Below are 18436 nucleotides of genomic sequence, written 5' to 3'. Positions count from 1 at the left end.
CACATTTGCTTTGTGTATGCTCAGCCTACGTATTCCAGATTTGTGGCGGTGACATCTGATGAAACCGGCTCTACCCGCCAGACTCCTGAAAACCCTGGCCCCCTGGCGCAATGCCCCCGCCTGGCATATCGCATTCTCCGGTGGCCTCGATTCCACCGTCCTGCTGCACCTTCTGGCCTCCCTGGCAAACACCGAAAACCTGCCGCCCCTCAGCGCTGTGCATGTCCATCATGGCCTGCAAACGGCCGCTGACGCCTGGCCCAGTCATTGCCACGAGTTATGTGACAGCCTGGGCATACCTTTGCAGGTATTGCGTGTACAGGTGCAACCCGGTGCCAGCCTGGAGCGGGCCGCGCGTAACGCACGTTACCAGGCGTTTACCGAAGTGATCGGGGCAGGGGAGGTGCTGCTCACCGCCCAGCATCGCGACGATCAGGCCGAAACCCTGCTGTTGCGCCTGTTGCGCGGCGCCGGAGTGCGTGGGTTGGCGGCAATGCCCGAGTGTCGCCGGTTGGCGACGGGGTACGTGGTGCGGCCATTGCTGGCGGTTTCCCGCGGAGTGCTGGAAGCCTACGCCCACGAACACCAATTGAAGTGGATTGAAGACCCTTCGAATGCCGATCCACGGTTCTCGCGCAATTACCTGCGCCATCAGGTCTTTCCAGCGCTGACCCAACGCTGGCCACAGGCAGCCTTGAGCCTGGCCCGCACTGCCGAGCACCTGAGTGAAGCCCAGGGCCTGCTCGATGAGCTGGCGCACATGGATCTGATCGTCGCCGATCAGCCTTCAGCGTTTCCCTGGTTGCCTTTGCCCTCCCTGGCCCTTGCTCCGTTACGCAAGCTTTCCGATGCGCGCCAGCGCAATGCCTTGCGTCATTGGCTGAATCCCCTGACTCGACTGCCCGACAGTCACCACTGGGCCAGCTGGTACGCCCTGCGCGATGCCAAGGTGGACGCGCAGCCGTTATGGCGCCTGGCGGACGGTCAGCTTCATCGTTGCGGCGAACGCATTTGGTGGCTGCCTTCCATTTGGTCGGAATTTTCCGACGTGTCGGTGAGCTGGCCCGATCCGCGAAATCCACTAGAGTTACCCGGGAACGGCCAACTGATATTTGTCGGCAAGGCTCCCGAGGGCCCTTTGTCGATTCGTTATCGCCAGGGTGGCGAAATCGTCGAAGTGCCAGGTCGAGGCCGGCGTGATCTTAAGCGCCTGCTGAATGAAAGTGGTATGCCGGGCTTCGTCCGTGGCAGATTGCCGCTGGTCCATCGGGGCGAGCAATTGCTGGCTGTGCCGACGCTTGCGGGGCTGTGGGCCAGCCCGCTGGATGACTGGCAATTACATTGGTTGCCACAGACCTGCGATCAAGGTTTGAGCTGATAGAGCCTTTCCGGTAGACTACGCTCCCTTCTTGATACAACTTCTGTGGATTCGACTGAATCGCAGCAGTTGCCGATTACCAAGCAGTCTTTGCTGGGCGATTCCAAAAAATGTGTAGCGATCAACGTACCGGTGTTCCATTGCTGGTCTGTCACAACGCGGCGGTTTTTTTGAAAGGTGCACTGTGATTAATGCAGGTGATCGGGGGCTTCGGCCTTCCTTCGCTTTCCCCGGCGGCTCGGACCGCTTTAACGCAGACTTCTAGGGTTTTTCATGACGCGCTACATATTCGTCACGGGCGGTGTTGTTTCTTCATTGGGGAAAGGCATTGCCTCCGCTTCATTGGCGGCCATCCTGGAGGCGCGGGGACTTAAGGTCACCATGCTCAAGCTGGACCCGTACATCAACGTTGACCCGGGCACCATGAGCCCGTTCCAGCACGGTGAAGTGTTCGTCACCCACGACGGCGCCGAGACCGACCTGGACCTGGGCCACTACGAGCGGTTCATCCGCACGACCATGACCCAGAACAACAACTTCACCACCGGCCGTGTCTACGAGCACGTGCTGCGCAAGGAGCGCCGTGGTGACTACCTGGGTGCAACCATCCAGGTGATCCCGCACATCACCGACGAAATCAAGCGCCGCATCATCAAGGGTGCAGGCGATGCCGACGTGGCGATGGTCGAGATCGGTGGCACCGTGGGTGACATCGAATCCCAACCGTTCCTCGAAGCCATCCGCCAGTTGCGTTTCGAAGTTGGCGCCAAGCGCGCGATGCTGATGCACCTGACACTGGTGCCGTACATCGCCACCGCCGGCGAAACCAAGACCAAGCCCACCCAGCACTCGGTCAAGGAACTGCGTTCCATCGGCCTGCAGCCTGACGTGCTGGTGTGCCGCTCCGATCACCCGATCGACATTTCCTCGCGCCGCAAGATCGCGCAATTCACCAACGTTGAAGAACGTGCGGTGATCGCCCTCGAAGACGCCGACACCATCTACAAGATCCCGGGCATCCTGCATTCACAGGGCCTGGATGATTTTGTGGTCGAGCGTTTCGGCCTGCAGTGCAATGGCGCGGACCTGTCCGAGTGGGAAGCCGTGGTCGACGCCAAGCTCAACCCTGAGCATGAAGTCACCATCGCCATGGTCGGCAAGTACATGGAGTTGCTGGATGCGTACAAGTCGCTGATCGAAGCGATGAGCCATGCCGGCATCAGTAACCGTACCAAGGTCAACCTGCGCTACATCGATTCCGAAGACATCGAGAATCAGGGCACCGCGCTGCTCGAAGGTGTCGACGCGATCCTGGTTCCCGGCGGTTTCGGCCTGCGCGGCGTGGAAGGCAAGATCACTGCGGTGCAATATGCCCGTGAGAACAAGGTGCCGTACCTGGGCATCTGCCTGGGCATGCAAGTGGCCGTCATCGAGTTCGCCCGTAACGTGCTGGGCTGGAAAGACGCCAACTCCACCGAGTTCGATCACAGCAGCGGCCACCCGGTCGTGGGCCTGATCACCGAATGGGAAGACGCCACCGGCGCGGTTGAAACCCGCACCGAAAGCTCCGACCTGGGCGGCACCATGCGCCTTGGCGCACAGGATTGCCTGCTGGAAGCAGGTTCCCTGGTGCACGACTGCTACGGCAAGGACGTGATCGTCGAGCGTCACCGTCACCGCTATGAAGTGAACAACAACCTGCTGCCGCAGATCAAAGAGGCGGGCCTGAAAATTTCCGGTCGCTCCGGTGATGGCAAGCTGGTTGAAGTGGTCGAGGCGCCGGATCATCCGTGGTTCGTGGCCTGCCAGTTCCACCCTGAGTTCACCTCGACGCCGCGCGACGGTCACCCGTTGTTCAGCGGTTTCGTCAAAGCAGCACTGACGCAACATCAGAAGAAGGCGTAAACCTGATGGCCCAGAAGATCATTCGCGTTGGCGACATCGAGATTGCCAACGACAAGCCCATGGTGCTGTTCGGCGGCATGAACGTACTGGAAAGCCGCGACATGGCGATGCAGGTCTGTGAAGAGTACGTGCGGGTTACCCAGAAACTGGGTATTCCTTATGTGTTCAAGGCCAGCTTCGACAAGGCCAACCGTTCGTCCGTGACCTCCTATCGCGGCCCCGGCCTTGAAGAAGGCATGCGGATCTTCCAGGACATCAAGCAAGCCTTCGGCGTGCCGATCATCACCGACGTCCACGAGCCTGAGCAGGCTGCCGTGGTCGCCGAGGTGTGCGACATCATCCAGTTGCCGGCCTTCCTGTCGCGCCAGACCGACCTTGTGGTCGCGATGGCCAAGACCGGCGCTGTGATCAATATCAAGAAAGCGCAGTTCCTCGCGCCCCAGGAAATGAAACATATCCTGAGCAAGTGCGTGGAAGCGGGTAACGACCAGTTGATCCTGTGCGAGCGTGGTTCGAGCTTCGGCTACAACAACCTCGTGGTGGACATGCTCGGTTTCGGCATCATGAAGCAGTTCGAATACCCGGTATTCTTCGACGTGACCCACGCGCTGCAAATGCCTGGTGGTCGCTCGGACTCAGCCGGCGGGCGCCGTGCCCAGGTCACCGACCTGGCCAAGGCGGGCATGAGCCAGTCCCTGGCCGGCCTGTTCCTTGAAGCCCACCCGGATCCGGACAACGCCAAATGCGATGGCCCATGCGCCCTGCGCCTGGACAAGCTGGAGCCATTCCTGGCCCAACTCAAGCAGTTGGACGAGCTGGTCAAGAGTTTTCCGACGGTAGAGACCGCGTAACTGCCATTTCTCCGGTAGAATTTCCCACGCTTTACGCTCAGGCCCACGGGCCTGGGCCTTGCCCTCTGCAAGCCTGCCCCGTTGTTCCACCCTTGCGGTCGGTCAAAGATTCCCTTCAGCTGCGTCGTTTTCGTCAACTTTGGAGTGTTTACAACAATGGCAAAAATCGTCGACATCAAAGGTCGTGAAGTTCTCGACTCCCGTGGCAACCCCACCGTCGAAGCCGACGTGCTTCTCGATAACGGCATCATCGGCAGCGCCTGCGCACCGTCCGGTGCCTCCACCGGTTCGCGCGAGGCGCTGGAACTGCGTGATGGCGACAAGAGCCGTTACCTGGGCAAGGGTGTACTCAAGGCTGTAGCCAACATCAACGGTCCGATTCGTGACCTGTTGCTGGGCAAGGACCCGCTGGACCAGAAAGCCCTGGACCACGCGATGATCAAGCTCGATGGCACCGAAAACAAAGGCAGCCTGGGCGCCAATGCGATCCTCGCCGTGTCCCTGGCCGCTGCCAAGGCCGCAGCCCAGGACCAGGACCTGCCGTTGTACGCGCACATCGCCAACCTGAACGGTACCCCGGGCGTCTACTCGATGCCGGTGCCGATGATGAACATCATCAACGGTGGCGAGCACGCTGATAACAACGTCGACATCCAGGAGTTCATGGTGCAGCCGGTGGGCGCCAAGTCCTTCTCCGAAGGCCTGCGCATGGGCACCGAGATTTTCCATCACCTCAAGGCTGTACTGAAGGCCCGTGGCCTGAGCACTGCCGTGGGTGACGAAGGTGGTTTCGCACCGAACCTGGCCTCCAACGAAGATGCACTGAAAGTCATTTCCGAAGCCGTGGCCAACGCCGGCTACAAGCTGGGCACCGACGTAACCCTGGCTCTGGACTGCGCTGCCAGCGAGTTCTATGAAGATGGCAAGTACAACCTGTCCGGCGAAGGCCAGGTGTTCAACTCCGAAGGTTTCGCCGAATACCTCAAGGGCCTGACCCAGCGCTACCCGATCATCTCGATCGAAGACGGCCTGGACGAGTCCGATTGGGACGGCTGGAAAATCCTCACCGACAAGATCGGCGAGAAAATCCAGCTGGTGGGCGACGACCTGTTCGTGACCAACACCAAGATCCTGAAAGAGGGCATCGACAAGAAGATCGCCAACTCGATCCTGATCAAGTTCAACCAGATCGGCACCCTGACCGAAACCCTGGAAGCCATCCAGATGGCCAAGGCTGCGGGCTACACCGCTGTGATCTCCCACCGCTCCGGCGAAACTGAAGACTCCACCATTGCCGACCTGGCCGTGGGCACTTCGGCGGGCCAGATCAAGACCGGCTCCCTGTGCCGTTCCGATCGCGTTTCCAAGTACAACCAATTGCTGCGCATCGAAGAGCAATTGGCAGGTAAAGCCAAGTACAACGGTCGCGGCGAGTTTCGCGGCTAAGCAGTAAATGGTAAAAAGTCGGCGGGTTGCGTCGGAAATTTCACGAAAGTGTGAATTTCGGCGCTAATCTGCTGACTGACAAGCGCAAGCCTGGTTTTTCCAGGCTTTGTGCTATCAGTTGCTGCAAAAGGTTTGCATGACTGTCTTTTTTCACTGGATATCCGGATTTCGATGCGCAGTCCCAATTGGTTGTTCCTCGTCTTGCTCTTGTTGCTGGCTGGCCTGCAGTACCGCCTATGGGTCGGTAATGGCAGCTTTGCGCAGGTGGAAGAGCTGACCCAGCAAATTGCCGACCAGCGTGCCGAAAACGAACGCCTGCTGGAGCGCAACCGCGTCCTCGACGCCGAAGTGCTTGAGCTGAAGAAAGGTACCGAGACCGTTGAAGAGCGGGCTCGCCATGAGTTGGGCATGGTCAAGGAGGGCGAGACCCTCTACCAGTTGGCCCAATGAACGGTGATTTACCGGCCTTCTGGGCCGTGATCCCTGCCGCGGGCGTTGGTGCCCGTATGGCTGCGGACCGTCCCAAGCAATACCTGCAATTGGGCGGGCGCACTATTCTCGAACACAGCCTCGGCTGTTTCCTCGACCATCCATCGCTCAAGGGCCTGGTAGTCAGCCTTGCTGTGGATGACCCTTATTGGCCGACCCTGGCGTGTGCCACTGACCCGCGTATCCAGCGTGCGGACGGTGGCTCGGAGCGCTCGGGCTCGGTGCTTAATGCGCTGCTGCACCTCAATGCCCTGGGTGCCAGCGATGACGACTGGGTGCTGGTGCACGACGCCGCGCGGCCCAACCTGGGCCGTGATGACCTCGACAAACTCCTGACTGAACTGGCGGATGATCCGGTGGGCGGTCTGCTGGCGGTGCCGGCTCGCGACACACTCAAGCGCGTCGACAAGCATGGCCGCGTGGTGGAAACCGTCGACCGCAGCCTGATCTGGCAGGCTTATACGCCGCAGATGTTCCGCCTGGGCGCCTTGCACCGTGCCTTGGCCGACAGCCTGGTAGCAGACGCCGTGATCACCGACGAAGCATCGGCCATGGAATGGTCCGGCCAGGCGCCGCGGCTGGTCGAAGGGCGTGCGGACAACATCAAGGTCACCCGCCCCGAAGACCTTGAATGGCTGCGCCAGCGCCGGGCTTATCAGGCCTCCTGACCCTCAGCCGTAGACTTGCTCCAACCCGGGCAGGCTTTTCAGCTCGCTCACCAATGCCTCAATGCTGTCGAATGGCTTCTCATCAATAGGCCAGCCGGCCACGTTGATGAAGTACCTGCCCTCCTGGTTGTTGATCCTGAAACTGCGCAGGTCCCCACGTCGGGACCGATAGTCAATGTGGGTGGCCTTGGTGAGCATGAATTGGCCCGGCCGTGTCAGCAGTGTCTGGGCCGACGTCACCACCCGACTGTGGGAAGGGCCGGGCTGTGGTTCCATTGAGTGCTGCAAGACGGCAGGATCGACGCGCAAGACCAGGTTGGCTTTGACCGTGGCTTCTCCCTTGTTGAGCCCCAGGCTGGCAGTGCGCCCCGGATCGACTTCGATGCCCAAGGGGTGGGCGCCCACTCTATCTTCTATCCGCAAGCCGATGCTGCCTGTGAGTTCGGCCACCCCAGGGATGTCCTTGAAGGTATTGGTATGGGTATCGCCCACCAGCGCGACCCATTTACCTGGTTGGCGCTTGGAGGTCTGGATCCACTGGATCACCTCGGTGGCGTAATAGTTCATCATTCGCTGGCGCAGGGTTCCCGCGCTGTCGCGCATATCGCGTAGTACGTAGCTCACGGTACAGTCGATCGGCTGGATCTTGATCCCGGCGTCTCGGGCTTTGGTCACGACGTTTCTGAATGAGTAATAGTGGTTTCGGGGCAGTGGGTAGATCCCGTTCAGAAAGTTCGTCAGCTCCTCGGCCATGGGGGCGCTCTTGGACCGGTAAAATGCCTTCAACATTGGAATATGCACATCTGTCAGCAGATGTTCGAAGTAAATGCGTTTGACACCTTGGCCGGCGAGTAGCTGCATGTTGTCGATCAGAAAGGCTTTGCTCGATTCGGCGCTGTGGCTTTCGCCAACCACTAGGCCGTCACTGGCACGTAGCAATTTTTCGATAATGCTTTGCTGTGATTCGTTCAAGCTCAAGCGGGGGAGTACCGGCTGCAGGGGAGAATAGGGCAGGTGGCTAAAGAAGATCGCCGAATCCTGGTTTAGTTGGCTCCTTTTCTCAAAGAACAGTTTGCGGACGTTACTGATCGATTGTGCATCTATGCCGAAGGGTTCGAAGTCTTCTGAAAATGAACTGGTGTCGGTGAGCATCTGCACCAGGGTCTCGCGCAGGGGCGCTGGCATTTGATAGGCGATGAAGAAACTCGACTGCTCGGAGCCGCCGAACAGTTTGTAAACCCGTTGCCAGGCGTTGCGAAATGCGCCGCCTCCGGCCAGCCCGGCACGCCGCCACTGCTGGTCGGCGCTTTGAATAGCGTAGAGACCCGTAGATTGGATCTGCTCGGGGGCTTCTGGGTTATTCACGAAGAGTTCAAAAAAGCCCCAGTCATTCGGCTTTTTGTAGCTCAGGAAAGTCTGGCCCTGTAACTTGATGGTCTGCAAGCCACTGGGGGCTGCCGTAGCGACCAGCGGGCGAGTTTCAGCCTGGGCCGACGCGGGGCCCTGAATGACCCTGACACTGATCTGACCCTCCTCTGCACGCGTGGCCGGGCCAAGCACAGGCCGCAACGCCTCAAGATTGCTCACTCCTTTACTGATGCCGTGGATAACCACCGGGAGCGCGTTCAAGGCGCCGAACACAATGCGCTCAACGGCGTGGGGTTTGTCTTTAATCACGTCATCGGCACCGATAGCCATTCCAGTCAAACCCGATGTCACGAAGCAAAACTCCGCCAGCAGCGCCGTGCCCATGGTCAGCGCCACCGGGATCGCCAGCAGGCAGGCCTTTTCCAACGCGTCAAGGGTGTCGGCCTTGAGTGTATCCAAGGGCGAGACAATGGTTTTTGCCGCCAGCTTTGCAATGCGAGCGCGGATCTGCCGTGCGATATACGCAAATGGATTGCTTCTGAGCGCCGGATACATCGGGTTATTGATGTATTGCTCGGGGTCCCAGTAACCGTTGTGCAACAAACTGTTGAAAAAGCCGGGAGGGCTGGAGGATTCCGGGTACATAGCCATGCCGATCAGTGCTTCCTCGACACCACTGTAGAGTAGGCCGGAGTCAATCGAGTCGGGTTCAAAGTGGTTGGTCAGGGCTTTGCGCTGGGTGGGGTCTTTGGCCAGTCTCACCAGCACATTGCGCATGTCCGCCGGGGTGTTGAAACCATGGATGGGCGAGGAGTTTCCCGGAATGTACAGCAGGGTGATCTGGCTCTGGTTGTCGGTAATCGTGAGGATGTCGGTGGCTTCGGATTGATGAATACGCAACATGCGCACGGACAGGTTTGCATCGGGTGAATAGGGCGCCTGGAAGTCTTCGAGGGTCAGGTTGCTGGCGTCCTTGTCGATGCCGATACCTGCCGCTCGGGCGGCCAATTGCCGTTCTGCTTGGGTAAGCGTGAATTCTTCGTACTGATGGAGGTAAGCCTTGGTGAAGGCGATGCGCATCAGGGTCGTGTAATTGTCCCGATGTTCGCCCCAGAACAGGGTGACGGCCTTGTCGTAGGTTTGTTCGAAGTTGCTTGAGTCAATGACCTTCCTGAGCACGGCAGGCGCCATCTCCAATTGGGTGGTCGGATCGTAGACCTGAGGCTCGCTTTGCCGGTAGAGCGCCTCATACCGTCTGGGCGGGATCCAGCCGGACGTAATGAACTCTTCGTTGAACATCTGCGGAATGCGGTTATCCATCAGGCGCGGTAATTCATCCACGATATTGAAATACGGCGCGGTGGTGGAAAAGCCCGTGGTGTTGATCATACCGCCAGGGGCATGGGGCGCGTTGCAGATCATGGCCTCGGTCAGGCTCATGGATTGGACGATCTGAGCGCTGTAGGCCGCGTTGGGGTTGTCGATGTTGTATTCAAGGGTGGTCAGGAGCGTGGTGTCCGGGTCCACTGGTTCCTGGCTGAATGGTTGCAGATGCTCGCAAAGCAATTGGGCGGCGATAGCGCTGGGCACCGGAAAGTCGGCCAGGACCTTACGGACAAAATGATTGATATGCTGGAGTTGTTCGGCGTTGGACGTCATGGGCTTGCCTGGTTTTGCGGTGGGAGCGGCTATTTACCGGTAGCCAGGCAATGCACGGGCGGTAGTTGTTTATGCTCGGTAGACCGGGTTGTCACCCAGGCCTTCTTTGAGAAAGTCCACCAGTTTCCTGACCTTCGGCGACAAATGCCGCTGCTGCGGATATAGCGCCCACACTGCGGTATTTGGCGGTTGGTGGGCTTCCAGCAACGACACCAACGTACCGTGTTGCAAATGTTCCAGTACGTAGTAATCAGGCAACTGGCATAACCCCACGCCTTGCAAAGCCGCGTCCAGTACCGCTTGCCCGCTGTTGCAGCGCCAATTGCCCTGAACGCGCTGGGAAAATTCCCGCCCGTCCTGGGCCAGTTGCCAGATATCCGAACTGCCAATCAGGCAATTATGTCGACTCAGTTCCGACAGACTATGTGGCCGACCATAGCGTTCAAGGTAGGAAGGCGAGGCACACAAGTACATGCGCCGCGGCGCCAGGCGGCTTGCAACCATGCGCGAGTCTTGCAGTCGCCCCAGGCGGATAGCCAGGTCGAGCCCTTCATGGACCAGGTCCAGCGGGCGATTGGTCAGCTCGATATCCACGCGCAATTGCGGATAGAGCGCCATGAACCGCGTGACCAAGGGCACGATAAAGCGTTCGCCGTACGCCACGGCACAGGTCATGCGCAACATGCCCTTGGGCTCGCTGGTGAGGTCGCCGACCGCGCGCAAGGCTTCTTCGCGACCGTCCTGCAAGCGTTGGCAGTGCTGCAGGAAGGTCTGGCCGGCCTCGGTCAACGTCACCCTACGTGTGCTGCGGTACAGCAGTCGGGTTTGCAGGCGTTCTTCCAGGCGCGCGACTTGCCGGCTGATGTGGGAGGACGATACCCCCAGGCGCTCCGCTGCTGCCGTGAACTGACTGCATTCGGCCACCGCAACGAACTCATCGATGCCTTCCCAGCGGTTCTCCAGCATTGTCATTGTCCCTGTACAGCAATAATGTTTTGCTTTTGCCTGGATTATTAATCAGCGGGTGATGTTTTACACTCCCTCTCTCAGTTTTTAACCCGATGGAGAAACCCGGATGATCAAGTCCCGTGCCGCCGTAGCCTTCGAAGCCAAGAAGCCCCTTGAGATTGTTGAAGTGGATGTCGCTATGCCCAAGGCCGGCGAAGTGCTGTTGCGGGTGGTGGCGTCCGGCGTGTGCCATACCGATGCCTATACGTTGTCGGGCGCAGACCCGGAAGGCATTTTCCCGTCGATCCTCGGCCATGAAGGCGGTGCAGTGGTGGAAGCCATCGGCGAAGGCGTGACCTCCGTCGCAGTCGGCGATCATGTGATCCCGCTGTACACCCCGGAATGCGGCAAGTGCAAATTCTGCCTGTCGGGCAAGACCAACCTGTGCCAGGCCATCCGTTCGACCCAAGGCAAAGGCCTGATGCCGGATGGCACCACGCGTTTCTCCTACAAGGGCCAGCCGATTTTCCACTACATGGGCACCTCGACCTTCTCTGAGTACACCGTACTGCCGGAAATCTCCGTGGCCAAGATTTCTAAAGAAGCACCACTGGAAAAAGTCTGCCTGCTCGGTTGCGGCGTCACCACCGGCATCGGCGCGGTGCTCAACACCGCCAAGGTCAAGCCGGGCGATACCGTGGCTATCTTCGGCCTCGGCGGTATCGGCCTGTCGGCTGTGATTGGTGCGGTCAAGGCCAAGGCCGGGCGCATCATCGCCATCGATATCAACCCGGCCAAGTTCGAAATCGCCAAGCAACTGGGCGCTACCGATTGCATCAACCCGAAAGACTACGACCGCCCGATCCAGGACGTGATTGTCGACCTGACTGACGGCGGCGTGGACTTTTCCTTCGAGTGCATCGGCAATGTGCAGCTGATGCGTGCGGCCCTCGAGTGCTGCCACAAGGGCTGGGGTGAATCGGTGATCATCGGTGTAGCCGGTGCTGGCCAGGAGATCGCCACACGTCCGTTCCAGCTGGTCACCGGGCGCGTCTGGCGCGGTTCGGCGTTCGGCGGCGTGCGTGGGCGTACCGAATTGCCAAGCTATGTGGAAATGGCCCAGACCGGAGAAATTCCGCTGGATACCTTTATCACCCACACCATGGGCCTGGAAGACATCAACAAAGCGTTTGACCTGATGCACGAAGGCAAGAGCATTCGTACCGTCATCCACTTCTGAGGTCGGCCATGAGTCTGGAAAACCTGTCATGCCAGAAGAGCTTCGGCGGCTGGCATAAACGCTACAAGCATCATTCCGACGTGCTCGGTTGCGACATGACCTTCGCCGTCTACCTGCCGCCGCAAGCGGAGCAGGGTGGCAAGTTGCCGGTGCTGTACTGGCTGTCCGGCTTGACCTGCACCGATGAAAACTTCATGCAGAAGGCCGGCGCCCAGCGCATGGCTGCCGAGCTGGGCCTGATCATCGTCGCACCGGATACCAGCCCTCGTGGTCCGGGTGTACCGGACGATCCGGACAACGCCTGGGACTTCGGCCTCGGTGCCGGTTTCTATCTGAATGCCACCCAGGAGCCCTGGGCCAAGCACTACCGGATGCATGACTACGTGGTGCAGGAATTGCCGGCACTGGTGGAGGCGCATTTCCCAGCATCGGAAAAACGCGGCATCAGCGGTCATTCCATGGGCGGGCACGGTGCGCTGGTGTGTGCGCTGCGTAACCCAGGGCGATACCAGTCGGTATCGGCGTTTTCGCCGATCACCAATCCGATGGACTGCCCGTGGGGCCAGAAAGCCTTTTCCCGTTACCTCGGCGAAGAGCGTTCTAAGTGGCGTGAATGGGACGCCTGTGTGCTGATCAGCGAAGCCTCGCAAAAGTTGGCGTTGCTGGTGGACCAGGGCGATCGTGACGATTTCCTCGAGGTTCAGCTCAAGCCGCAGGCCCTGGTGCAAGCGGCCAAGACAGCCAACCATCCGTTGGAATTGCGCCTGCAACCCGGCTACGACCACAGCTACTTCTTTATCGCCAGCTTCATCGAAGACCATTTGCGACATCATGCTCGCGCTTTGCTCGGTTAATGTGAGGCAAAAGTAGGTAGAATCACGCCCTGAATTAATTCGGGGCGTTTTTTTATGCGTATTGGCCACGGCTACGATGTGCACCGTTTCGCTGAAGGCGATTTCATCACCTTGGGCGGCGTGCGCATTGCACACCATCATGGGTTGCTGGCCCATTCCGACGGCGACGTTGTCTTGCATGCCTTGAGCGATGCATTGCTCGGCGCGGCGGCGTTGGGCGATATCGGCAAGCACTTTCCGGACACCGATCCCAGCTTCAAGGGCGCGGACAGCCGAGCATTGCTGCGCCATGTGGTCGGGTTGATCCACGCCAAGGGCTGGAAGGTCGGCAATGTCGATAACACCATCGTGGCCCAGGCACCGAAAATGGCCCCGCATATCGAGGCGATGCGCGCACTGATTGCCGCGGACCTGCAAATTGAATTGGATCAAGTCAACGTGAAAGCCACCACCACCGAAAAGCTCGGGTTTACCGGTCGCGAAGAGGGCATCGCGGTGCACTCCGTCGCCTTGTTGCTGCGCGCATGAACGACCTGCAACTGCTGGGCCCACGGGCCTACGGCGAGGCCTTGGGCAGCGCGGTACTGAAGGCGACGGCTGAAGACTTCCAGGTGGATGAGGTGCTGGACATCCCGCTGACCGGCGAGGGCGAGCACCTGTGGCTGTGGGTGGAAAAACGCGGCTTGAATACCGAAGAGGCCGCACGGCGTATCGCCAAGGCTGCCGGCGTGCCGTTGCGCACCGTCAGCTATGCCGGTCTCAAGGATCGTCAGGCCCTGACCCGCCAGTGGTTCAGCGTACAGTTGCCCGGCAAGGCCGATCCGGACCTGAGCGGCGCGGAAAACGACACCCTCAAGATCCTCAAAACCACCCGTCATAAGCGCAAGTTGCAGCGTGGCGCGCATTCGGCCAATGGCTTTACCTTGCGCCTGACCCAACTGGCCGGCGACACCGCCGCCATCGACGCACGTTTGCAGTTGATTGCCCAGCACGGCATACCCAATTATTTCGGTGCCCAGCGTTTCGGCCACAACGGCGGCAATGTGGTGGATGCCCGCGAATGGGCAGCGCGCAAGGCCCTGCCGGAGCAACGCAATGTGCGCTCGCGGCTGCTGTCCACCGCCCGTAGCTACTTGTTCAACAAAGTCTTGGCGGCGCGTGTCGCCGACGGCTCCTGGCAGCGTGCCCAGGTGGGTGACCTGCTGGCGTTTACCGACAGTCGCAGTTTTTTCCCGGCCGGGGAGGCTGAATGCAGCGACCCGCGCCTGGCGATCCTGGACCTGCATCCGACCGGTCCGCAATGGGGCGAAGGTGATTCGCCAGCGACAGGTCTTACACATGAACTGGAACAATCTGTCGCCGCCAGCGAAGCCGACCTGCGTGATTGGCTGGTGAATGCGGGCATGAGCCAGGAACGTCGCATTCTGCGACTGCCCATTGGCGGGTTGACGTGGCATTATCCCGGGCCTGACATTCTGCAATTGGAATTCGTCCTGCCGGCCGGATGCTTCGCCACTGTCTTGGTGCGCGAGCTTGTTGATCTGGTGCCGGTGGGGCAGACGGACAGCCCATGCGTATTCTGATATCAAACGATGACGGTGCCACCGCACCCGGTCTTGCCGCGCTCTATGCTGCGCTGCAAGATTATGCCGAGTGCGTGGTGGTTGCCCCCGACCAGGACAAGAGCGGCGCCAGCAGTTCGCTGACGCTCCACCGTCCGCTGCACCCGCAGGTCCTGGCCAATGGCTTTATCAGCGTGAACGGTACTCCCACCGACTGCGTGCACCTGGCGATCAACAGCTTGCTGGAGCATCAGCCGGACCTGGTGGTCTCGGGTATCAACCTGGGCGCCAACCTGGGCGATGACGTGCTGTATTCCGGCACCGTGGCGGCGGCCCTTGAGGGGCGTTTTCTCGGGCGCACCGCGTTCGCTTTTTCCTTTGCCTCGCGGCAGTTGGATAACCTGCCGACGGCGGCCTATTTCGCACGCAAGCTGGTGGAGGCCCATGGTTCCTTGGACCTGCCGCCGCGTACCGTGCTCAACGTCAATATCCCCAACTTGCCCCTCGACCATATCCGCGGTATCCAACTGACGCGCCTGGGTCATCGTGCCCGTGCGAAGGCGCCCTTGAAGGTGGTCGATCCGCGCGGCAAGGAAGGCTATTGGATCGCCGCGGCCGGTGATGCCGAGGATGGGGGCGAGGGGACGGACTTTCATGCGGTGATGCAAGGTTATGTATCCATTACCCCGTTGCAGTTTGATCGCACCTTCAGTGATGCCTTCAGTGGTCTCGATGGCTGGCTGGAGGGACTGCGTTGATGGCTCGTGAACAAGACGACCTGCTGCGCCGTGGCATCGGCATGACTTCCCAGCGCACCCGGGAGCGATTGATCCAGCGTCTTTATGAAGAAGGCCTGTCCAACGCCCAGGTGCTGGAAGTCATCCGGCGTACGCCGCGGCATCTGTTTGTCGATGAGGCCTTGGCGCACCGAGCCTATGAAGATACGGCGTTGCCCATTGGCCACAACCAGACCATTTCCCAGCCCTACATGGTTGCGCGCATGAGCGAGCTGTTGCTGGCGGCGGGTCCGCTGGACAAGGTGCTGGAGATCGGTACCGGTTCCGGCTACCAGACGGCCGTGCTGTCGCAACTGGTGGAACGGGTGTTTTCGGTGGAGCGCATCAAGGTGCTGCAGGACCGGGCCAAGGAGCGTCTCGTCGAGCTGAACCTGCGCAACGTGGTGTTCCGGTGGGGCGACGGTTGGGAAGGCTGGCCGGCGTTGGCGCCGTACAACGGTATTATCGTCACAGCAGTGGCCACTGATGTGCCGCAAGCCTTGCTGGATCAATTGGCACCCGGCGGGCGGCTGGTCATCCCAGTGGGCTCCGGCGAAGTGCAACAGTTGATGCTTATCATCCGTGAAGACGAAGGTTTTTCCCGGCATGTGCTGGGTGCCGTGCGCTTCGTGCCGTTGCTCAATGGTCCGCTGGCCTGATCATTTATTTGCAAGCAGTGAATTCTGTTGGCGGGTATGTGTCTTACGGCGGGGTCTATTGAATCAACATGCTTGGCGATCGGTATTAAACATGATGAATTTTTCGTTTCAGTCAGGTGCCAGTAAAAGGCCAATGCCCAGTTATACTTGCGTCATATTTCAAGCCTGATACAGGCGTTATGTTCAGCCACCACAAAGGGAGCGGCGGGTGAGTCTCACAGGTCCTGCGCAGCGAATGAGTAAAACAAGCTTTCAGCGACTGGTGCTTGGCCTTGTCTTGAGTTCCTTATTGGCGGCCTGTTCGAGCACGCCATCCGGCGGTGCGCGTGTCGTTGACCGCACCAACGCCGCACCGCAAAGACCGACGGTGACCACCGGCCAATACGTGGTGCGCAAAGGCGACACCCTGTTCTCGATTGCCTTCCGCTACGGCTGGGACTACAAGGCACTGGCCGCCCGTAACAACATTCCTGTGCCCTATACCATACATCCGGGGCAAACCATCCGTTTCGATGGTCGCAGCGGTTCGGCATCTACGGCAGTTGTGACAAAGTCTGGTTCCTCGCCATCGTCTTCGAGCAAGACCACCGTCATCACCCGGCCGGCAGGCAGCGCTGCGCCTACGGTTACGAGCAAGTCGCCACCCGCGCCGTTGCCACCTGCAGGGCCTGCGCCGACAGGTTGGGGGTGGCCTTCAAACGGAGTGTTGATTGGAAAATTCTCTTCAAACGGTAGTTTGAATAAAGGCATTGATATCGCCGGGGATTTGGGACAGCCTGTTTTAGCTGCGTCTGATGGGACAGTTGTATACGCCGGGAGTGGTTTGCGGGGCTACGGCGAACTGGTCATCATCAAACACAGTGATACCTACGTCAGTGCCTACGGTCATAACCGCAGGCTGTTGGTTCGGGAGGGGCAGCAGGTCAAGGTCGGACAGACAATTGCCGAAATGGGTTCAACGGGTACAGACCGGGTGAAACTGCACTTTGAGATTCGCCGCCAAGGGAAACCTGTAGATCCGCTGCAATTCCTGCCCCGTCGTTGATAGGTTGCACAGCCTGTTCCTAGCGTAGAAGGAACAGGCTCCAGCGTTGCCAAGGATAAAGGCGTCGCTTGAGCTTGAGGTCGAACTCACCAAAGGACTATAACAATGGCTCTCAGTAAAGAAGCGCCGGAGTTTGACATCGACGATGAGGTTCTCCTTGAAATGGAGAGTTTCACCGATAAGGAATCGATGTCGAATGATGAAGGGTCTGCACCGCCTTCAGTTCGCACCAAATCCAGGAACTCCACTGCGTTAAAGCAACACAAGTACATTGATTACACGCGGGCGCTCGATGCTACCCAGCTGTACCTCAATGAAATCGGTTTTTCCCCTCTGCTGACCCCCGAAGAAGAAGTCCATTTTGCGCGTTTGTCGCAGAAGGGTGATCCGGCTGGGCGTAAACGCATGATTGAAAGCAACCTGCGCCTGGTGGTGAAAATCGCCCGACGCTATGTCAATCGTGGGCTGTCGCTACTGGACCTGATTGAGGAAGGCAACCTGGGCTTGATCCGGGCGGTGGAGAAGTTCGACCCTGAGCGGGGCTTCCGCTTTTCAACCTATGCCACTTGGTGGATTCGCCAGACCATCGAACGGGCGATCATGAATCAGACCCGTACGATCCGGTTGCCGATCCACGTGGTCAAGGAGCTCAACGTCTACCTGCGGGCGGCGCGTGAGCTGACGCAAAAACTCGATCATGAACCTTCACCCGAAGAGATCGCCAACCTGCTGGAAAAACCGGTAGGCGAGGTCAAGCGCATGCTGGGTCTCAATGAGCGCGTGTCTTCGGTTGATGTCTCGCTGGGGCCGGATTCGGATAAAACCCTGCTGGACACCCTGACAGATGATCGTCCGACGGATCCTTGCGAACTGTTGCAGGACGATGATCTTTCCCAAAGTATTGACCAGTGGCTGTCGGAGCTCACGGACAAGCAGCGTGAGGTGGTGATTCGCCGCTTCGGCCTGCGCGGCCATGAGAGCAGCACCCTGGAAGATGTGGGCCTGGAGATTGGCCTGACCCGTGAACGGGTGCGGCAGATCCAGGTGGAGGGCCTCAAGCGCTTGCGTGAGATCCTGGAGAAAAATGGCTTGTCGAGTGAGTCGTTGTTCCAATAAAGATCCTACTTGAACGCTTGAACGCTTGAACGCTTGAACGCTTGAATGTGGGAGGGGGCTTGCCCCCGATTGCAGTGGAACAGTCGCCAGATGCATCGACTGGGCTGCCGCAATCGGGAGCAAGCCCCCTCCCACATTTTTTTGTGCCAGACATCAGGCTCGCACTAGTGCCAAATCCCAGGCATAAAAAAACCCCGCTTTTGAGGGCGGGGTTTTTTCGACTAAGTCAGTACAAGTTAGATAACTTGAACTTCTTCAGCTTGCATGCCTTTCTGACCGCGGGTAGCGATGAAAGAAACCTGTTGGCCTTCTTTCAGGCTTTTGAAGCCGTCGGATTGGATAGCTTTGAAGTGAACGAACAGGTCGTCACCGGATTGTGGAGTGATGAAGCCGAAGCCTTTTTCATCGTTGAACCACTTAACGGTACCAGTTTGGCGATTAGACATGGTGTATCTCCTTGGACAAAGTTAAC

17 protein-coding genes are annotated in these 18436 nt (G+C 59.2%); 14 read left to right on the top strand and 3 right to left on the bottom strand.

All coding sequences use genetic code 11. The annotated features are described in order from the left end of the window. The first annotated feature begins 58 nt into the window (after positions 1-58). The 6 genes from tilS to ispD all read left to right on the top strand — a co-directional run bounded on the left by tilS (position 59) and on the right by ispD (position 6737). Positions 59-1378, top strand: a complete 1320-nt coding sequence (tilS, locus tag ASD70_RS21785; protein ID WP_056847432.1) for a tRNA lysidine(34) synthetase TilS — start codon at positions 59-61, stop codon at positions 1376-1378. Positions 1379-1651: 273 nt separating this feature from the next. Continuing rightward, the gene (locus tag ASD70_RS21780; protein ID WP_046071295.1) at positions 1652-3283 is read left to right on the top strand and encodes a CTP synthase; all 1632 of its coding nucleotides are present in this window, start codon (positions 1652-1654) and stop codon (positions 3281-3283) included. A gap of 5 nt (positions 3284-3288) precedes the next feature. Beyond that, positions 3289-4134, top strand: coding sequence for a 3-deoxy-8-phosphooctulonate synthase (gene kdsA / locus ASD70_RS21775; RefSeq protein WP_003189190.1), 846 nt, complete (start codon positions 3289-3291; stop codon positions 4132-4134). Positions 4135-4290: 156 nt separating this feature from the next. Then, on the top strand, positions 4291-5580 hold the full coding sequence (gene eno, locus ASD70_RS21770) for a phosphopyruvate hydratase (protein ID WP_003189193.1): 1290 nt from the start codon (positions 4291-4293) through the stop codon (positions 5578-5580). A gap of 171 nt (positions 5581-5751) precedes the next feature. Continuing rightward, positions 5752-6030: a cell division protein FtsB gene (gene ftsB / locus ASD70_RS21765; protein ID WP_003189195.1), complete on the top strand. Its 279-nt coding sequence runs from the start codon at positions 5752-5754 to the stop codon at positions 6028-6030. Then, positions 6027-6737, top strand: a complete 711-nt coding sequence (gene ispD / locus ASD70_RS21760; protein WP_046071296.1) for a 2-C-methyl-D-erythritol 4-phosphate cytidylyltransferase — start codon at positions 6027-6029, stop codon at positions 6735-6737. The genes ftsB and ispD overlap by 4 nt, the downstream gene beginning before the upstream one ends. 3 nt (positions 6738-6740) lie before the next feature. Here ispD and ASD70_RS21755 read toward each other — a convergent pair whose 3' ends face one another. Both ASD70_RS21755 and ASD70_RS21750 read right to left on the bottom strand, forming a co-directional pair. Then, the gene (locus ASD70_RS21755) at positions 6741-9764 is read right to left on the bottom strand and encodes a membrane-targeted effector domain-containing toxin (protein ID WP_056847431.1); all 3024 of its coding nucleotides are present in this window, start codon (positions 9762-9764) and stop codon (positions 6741-6743) included. Between the two features lie 69 nt (positions 9765-9833). Continuing rightward, the gene (locus tag ASD70_RS21750; protein ID WP_056847430.1) at positions 9834-10730 is read right to left on the bottom strand and encodes a LysR substrate-binding domain-containing protein; all 897 of its coding nucleotides are present in this window, start codon (positions 10728-10730) and stop codon (positions 9834-9836) included. A gap of 109 nt (positions 10731-10839) precedes the next feature. Between ASD70_RS21750 and ASD70_RS21745 the strand changes: the two genes are divergently transcribed. From ASD70_RS21745 to rpoS, 8 genes are all read left to right on the top strand, one after another. Then, positions 10840-11952 (top strand): S-(hydroxymethyl)glutathione dehydrogenase/class III alcohol dehydrogenase, encoded by a 1113-nt coding sequence (locus ASD70_RS21745; RefSeq protein ID WP_043049632.1) that lies wholly within the window; start codon positions 10840-10842, stop codon positions 11950-11952. Positions 11953-11960: 8 nt separating this feature from the next. Next, complete coding sequence (gene fghA, locus ASD70_RS21740; RefSeq protein ID WP_056847429.1) at positions 11961-12806, top strand: S-formylglutathione hydrolase; 846 nt, start codon at positions 11961-11963, stop codon at positions 12804-12806. Positions 12807-12860: 54 nt separating this feature from the next. Then, on the top strand, positions 12861-13334 hold the full coding sequence (gene ispF, locus ASD70_RS21735) for a 2-C-methyl-D-erythritol 2,4-cyclodiphosphate synthase (RefSeq protein WP_046071301.1): 474 nt from the start codon (positions 12861-12863) through the stop codon (positions 13332-13334). Beyond that, positions 13331-14389: a tRNA pseudouridine(13) synthase TruD gene (gene truD, locus ASD70_RS21730; RefSeq protein ID WP_046071302.1), complete on the top strand. Its 1059-nt coding sequence runs from the start codon at positions 13331-13333 to the stop codon at positions 14387-14389. Before ispF ends, truD begins: the two co-directional genes overlap by 4 nt. Further along, positions 14377-15126, top strand: coding sequence for a 5'/3'-nucleotidase SurE (gene surE, locus ASD70_RS21725; protein WP_046071303.1), 750 nt, complete (start codon positions 14377-14379; stop codon positions 15124-15126). The genes truD and surE overlap by 13 nt, the downstream gene beginning before the upstream one ends. 41 nt (positions 15127-15167) lie before the next feature. Then, positions 15168-15803, top strand: coding sequence for a protein-L-isoaspartate(D-aspartate) O-methyltransferase (locus ASD70_RS21720; protein WP_169850588.1), 636 nt, complete (start codon positions 15168-15170; stop codon positions 15801-15803). A gap of 208 nt (positions 15804-16011) precedes the next feature. Further along, the gene (locus tag ASD70_RS21715; RefSeq protein WP_056847428.1) at positions 16012-16848 is read left to right on the top strand and encodes a peptidoglycan DD-metalloendopeptidase family protein; all 837 of its coding nucleotides are present in this window, start codon (positions 16012-16014) and stop codon (positions 16846-16848) included. A gap of 105 nt (positions 16849-16953) precedes the next feature. Further along, positions 16954-17964, top strand: a complete 1011-nt coding sequence (rpoS, locus tag ASD70_RS21710; protein ID WP_046071305.1) for an RNA polymerase sigma factor RpoS — start codon at positions 16954-16956, stop codon at positions 17962-17964. A 236-nt stretch (positions 17965-18200) separates the two neighbouring features. On the opposite strand, the gene ASD70_RS21705 is transcribed toward rpoS, so the two are convergent. Continuing rightward, positions 18201-18410: a cold-shock protein gene (locus ASD70_RS21705; protein ID WP_002554837.1), complete on the bottom strand. Its 210-nt coding sequence runs from the start codon at positions 18408-18410 to the stop codon at positions 18201-18203. Positions 18411-18436 lie beyond the last annotated feature (26 nt).

Source organism: Pseudomonas sp. Root569, from assembly GCF_001427465.1.
GTDB classification, from domain to species: domain Bacteria; phylum Pseudomonadota; class Gammaproteobacteria; order Pseudomonadales; family Pseudomonadaceae; genus Aquipseudomonas; species Aquipseudomonas synxantha.
Note: the sequence above shows the minus strand (reverse complement) of the source record. Positions and strands in the feature narration are given on the sequence as shown.

Coding starts and splice junctions, on each gene's coding strand:
- ispF (WP_046071301.1), top strand. CDS start 12,861: ATGCGTATTGGCCACGGCTACGATGTGCACCGTTTCGCTGAAGGCGAT.
- rpoS (WP_046071305.1), top strand. CDS start 16,954: ATGGCTCTCAGTAAAGAAGCGCCGGAGTTTGACATCGACGATGAGGTT.
- ispD (WP_046071296.1), top strand. CDS start 6,027: ATGAACGGTGATTTACCGGCCTTCTGGGCCGTGATCCCTGCCGCGGGC.
- kdsA (WP_003189190.1), top strand. CDS start 3,289: ATGGCCCAGAAGATCATTCGCGTTGGCGACATCGAGATTGCCAACGAC.
- surE (WP_046071303.1), top strand. CDS start 14,377: ATGCGTATTCTGATATCAAACGATGACGGTGCCACCGCACCCGGTCTT.
- truD (WP_046071302.1), top strand. CDS start 13,331: ATGAACGACCTGCAACTGCTGGGCCCACGGGCCTACGGCGAGGCCTTG.
- fghA (WP_056847429.1), top strand. CDS start 11,961: ATGAGTCTGGAAAACCTGTCATGCCAGAAGAGCTTCGGCGGCTGGCAT.
- ASD70_RS21745 (WP_043049632.1), top strand. CDS start 10,840: ATGATCAAGTCCCGTGCCGCCGTAGCCTTCGAAGCCAAGAAGCCCCTT.
- ASD70_RS21780 (WP_046071295.1), top strand. CDS start 1,652: ATGACGCGCTACATATTCGTCACGGGCGGTGTTGTTTCTTCATTGGGG.
- ftsB (WP_003189195.1), top strand. CDS start 5,752: ATGCGCAGTCCCAATTGGTTGTTCCTCGTCTTGCTCTTGTTGCTGGCT.
- tilS (WP_056847432.1), top strand. CDS start 59: ATGAAACCGGCTCTACCCGCCAGACTCCTGAAAACCCTGGCCCCCTGG.
- ASD70_RS21705 (WP_002554837.1), bottom strand. CDS start 18,410: ATGTCTAATCGCCAAACTGGTACCGTTAAGTGGTTCAACGATGAAAAA.
- ASD70_RS21755 (WP_056847431.1), bottom strand. CDS start 9,764: ATGACGTCCAACGCCGAACAACTCCAGCATATCAATCATTTTGTCCGT.
- eno (WP_003189193.1), top strand. CDS start 4,291: ATGGCAAAAATCGTCGACATCAAAGGTCGTGAAGTTCTCGACTCCCGT.
- ASD70_RS21750 (WP_056847430.1), bottom strand. CDS start 10,730: ATGCTGGAGAACCGCTGGGAAGGCATCGATGAGTTCGTTGCGGTGGCC.
- ASD70_RS21720 (WP_169850588.1), top strand. CDS start 15,168: ATGACTTCCCAGCGCACCCGGGAGCGATTGATCCAGCGTCTTTATGAA.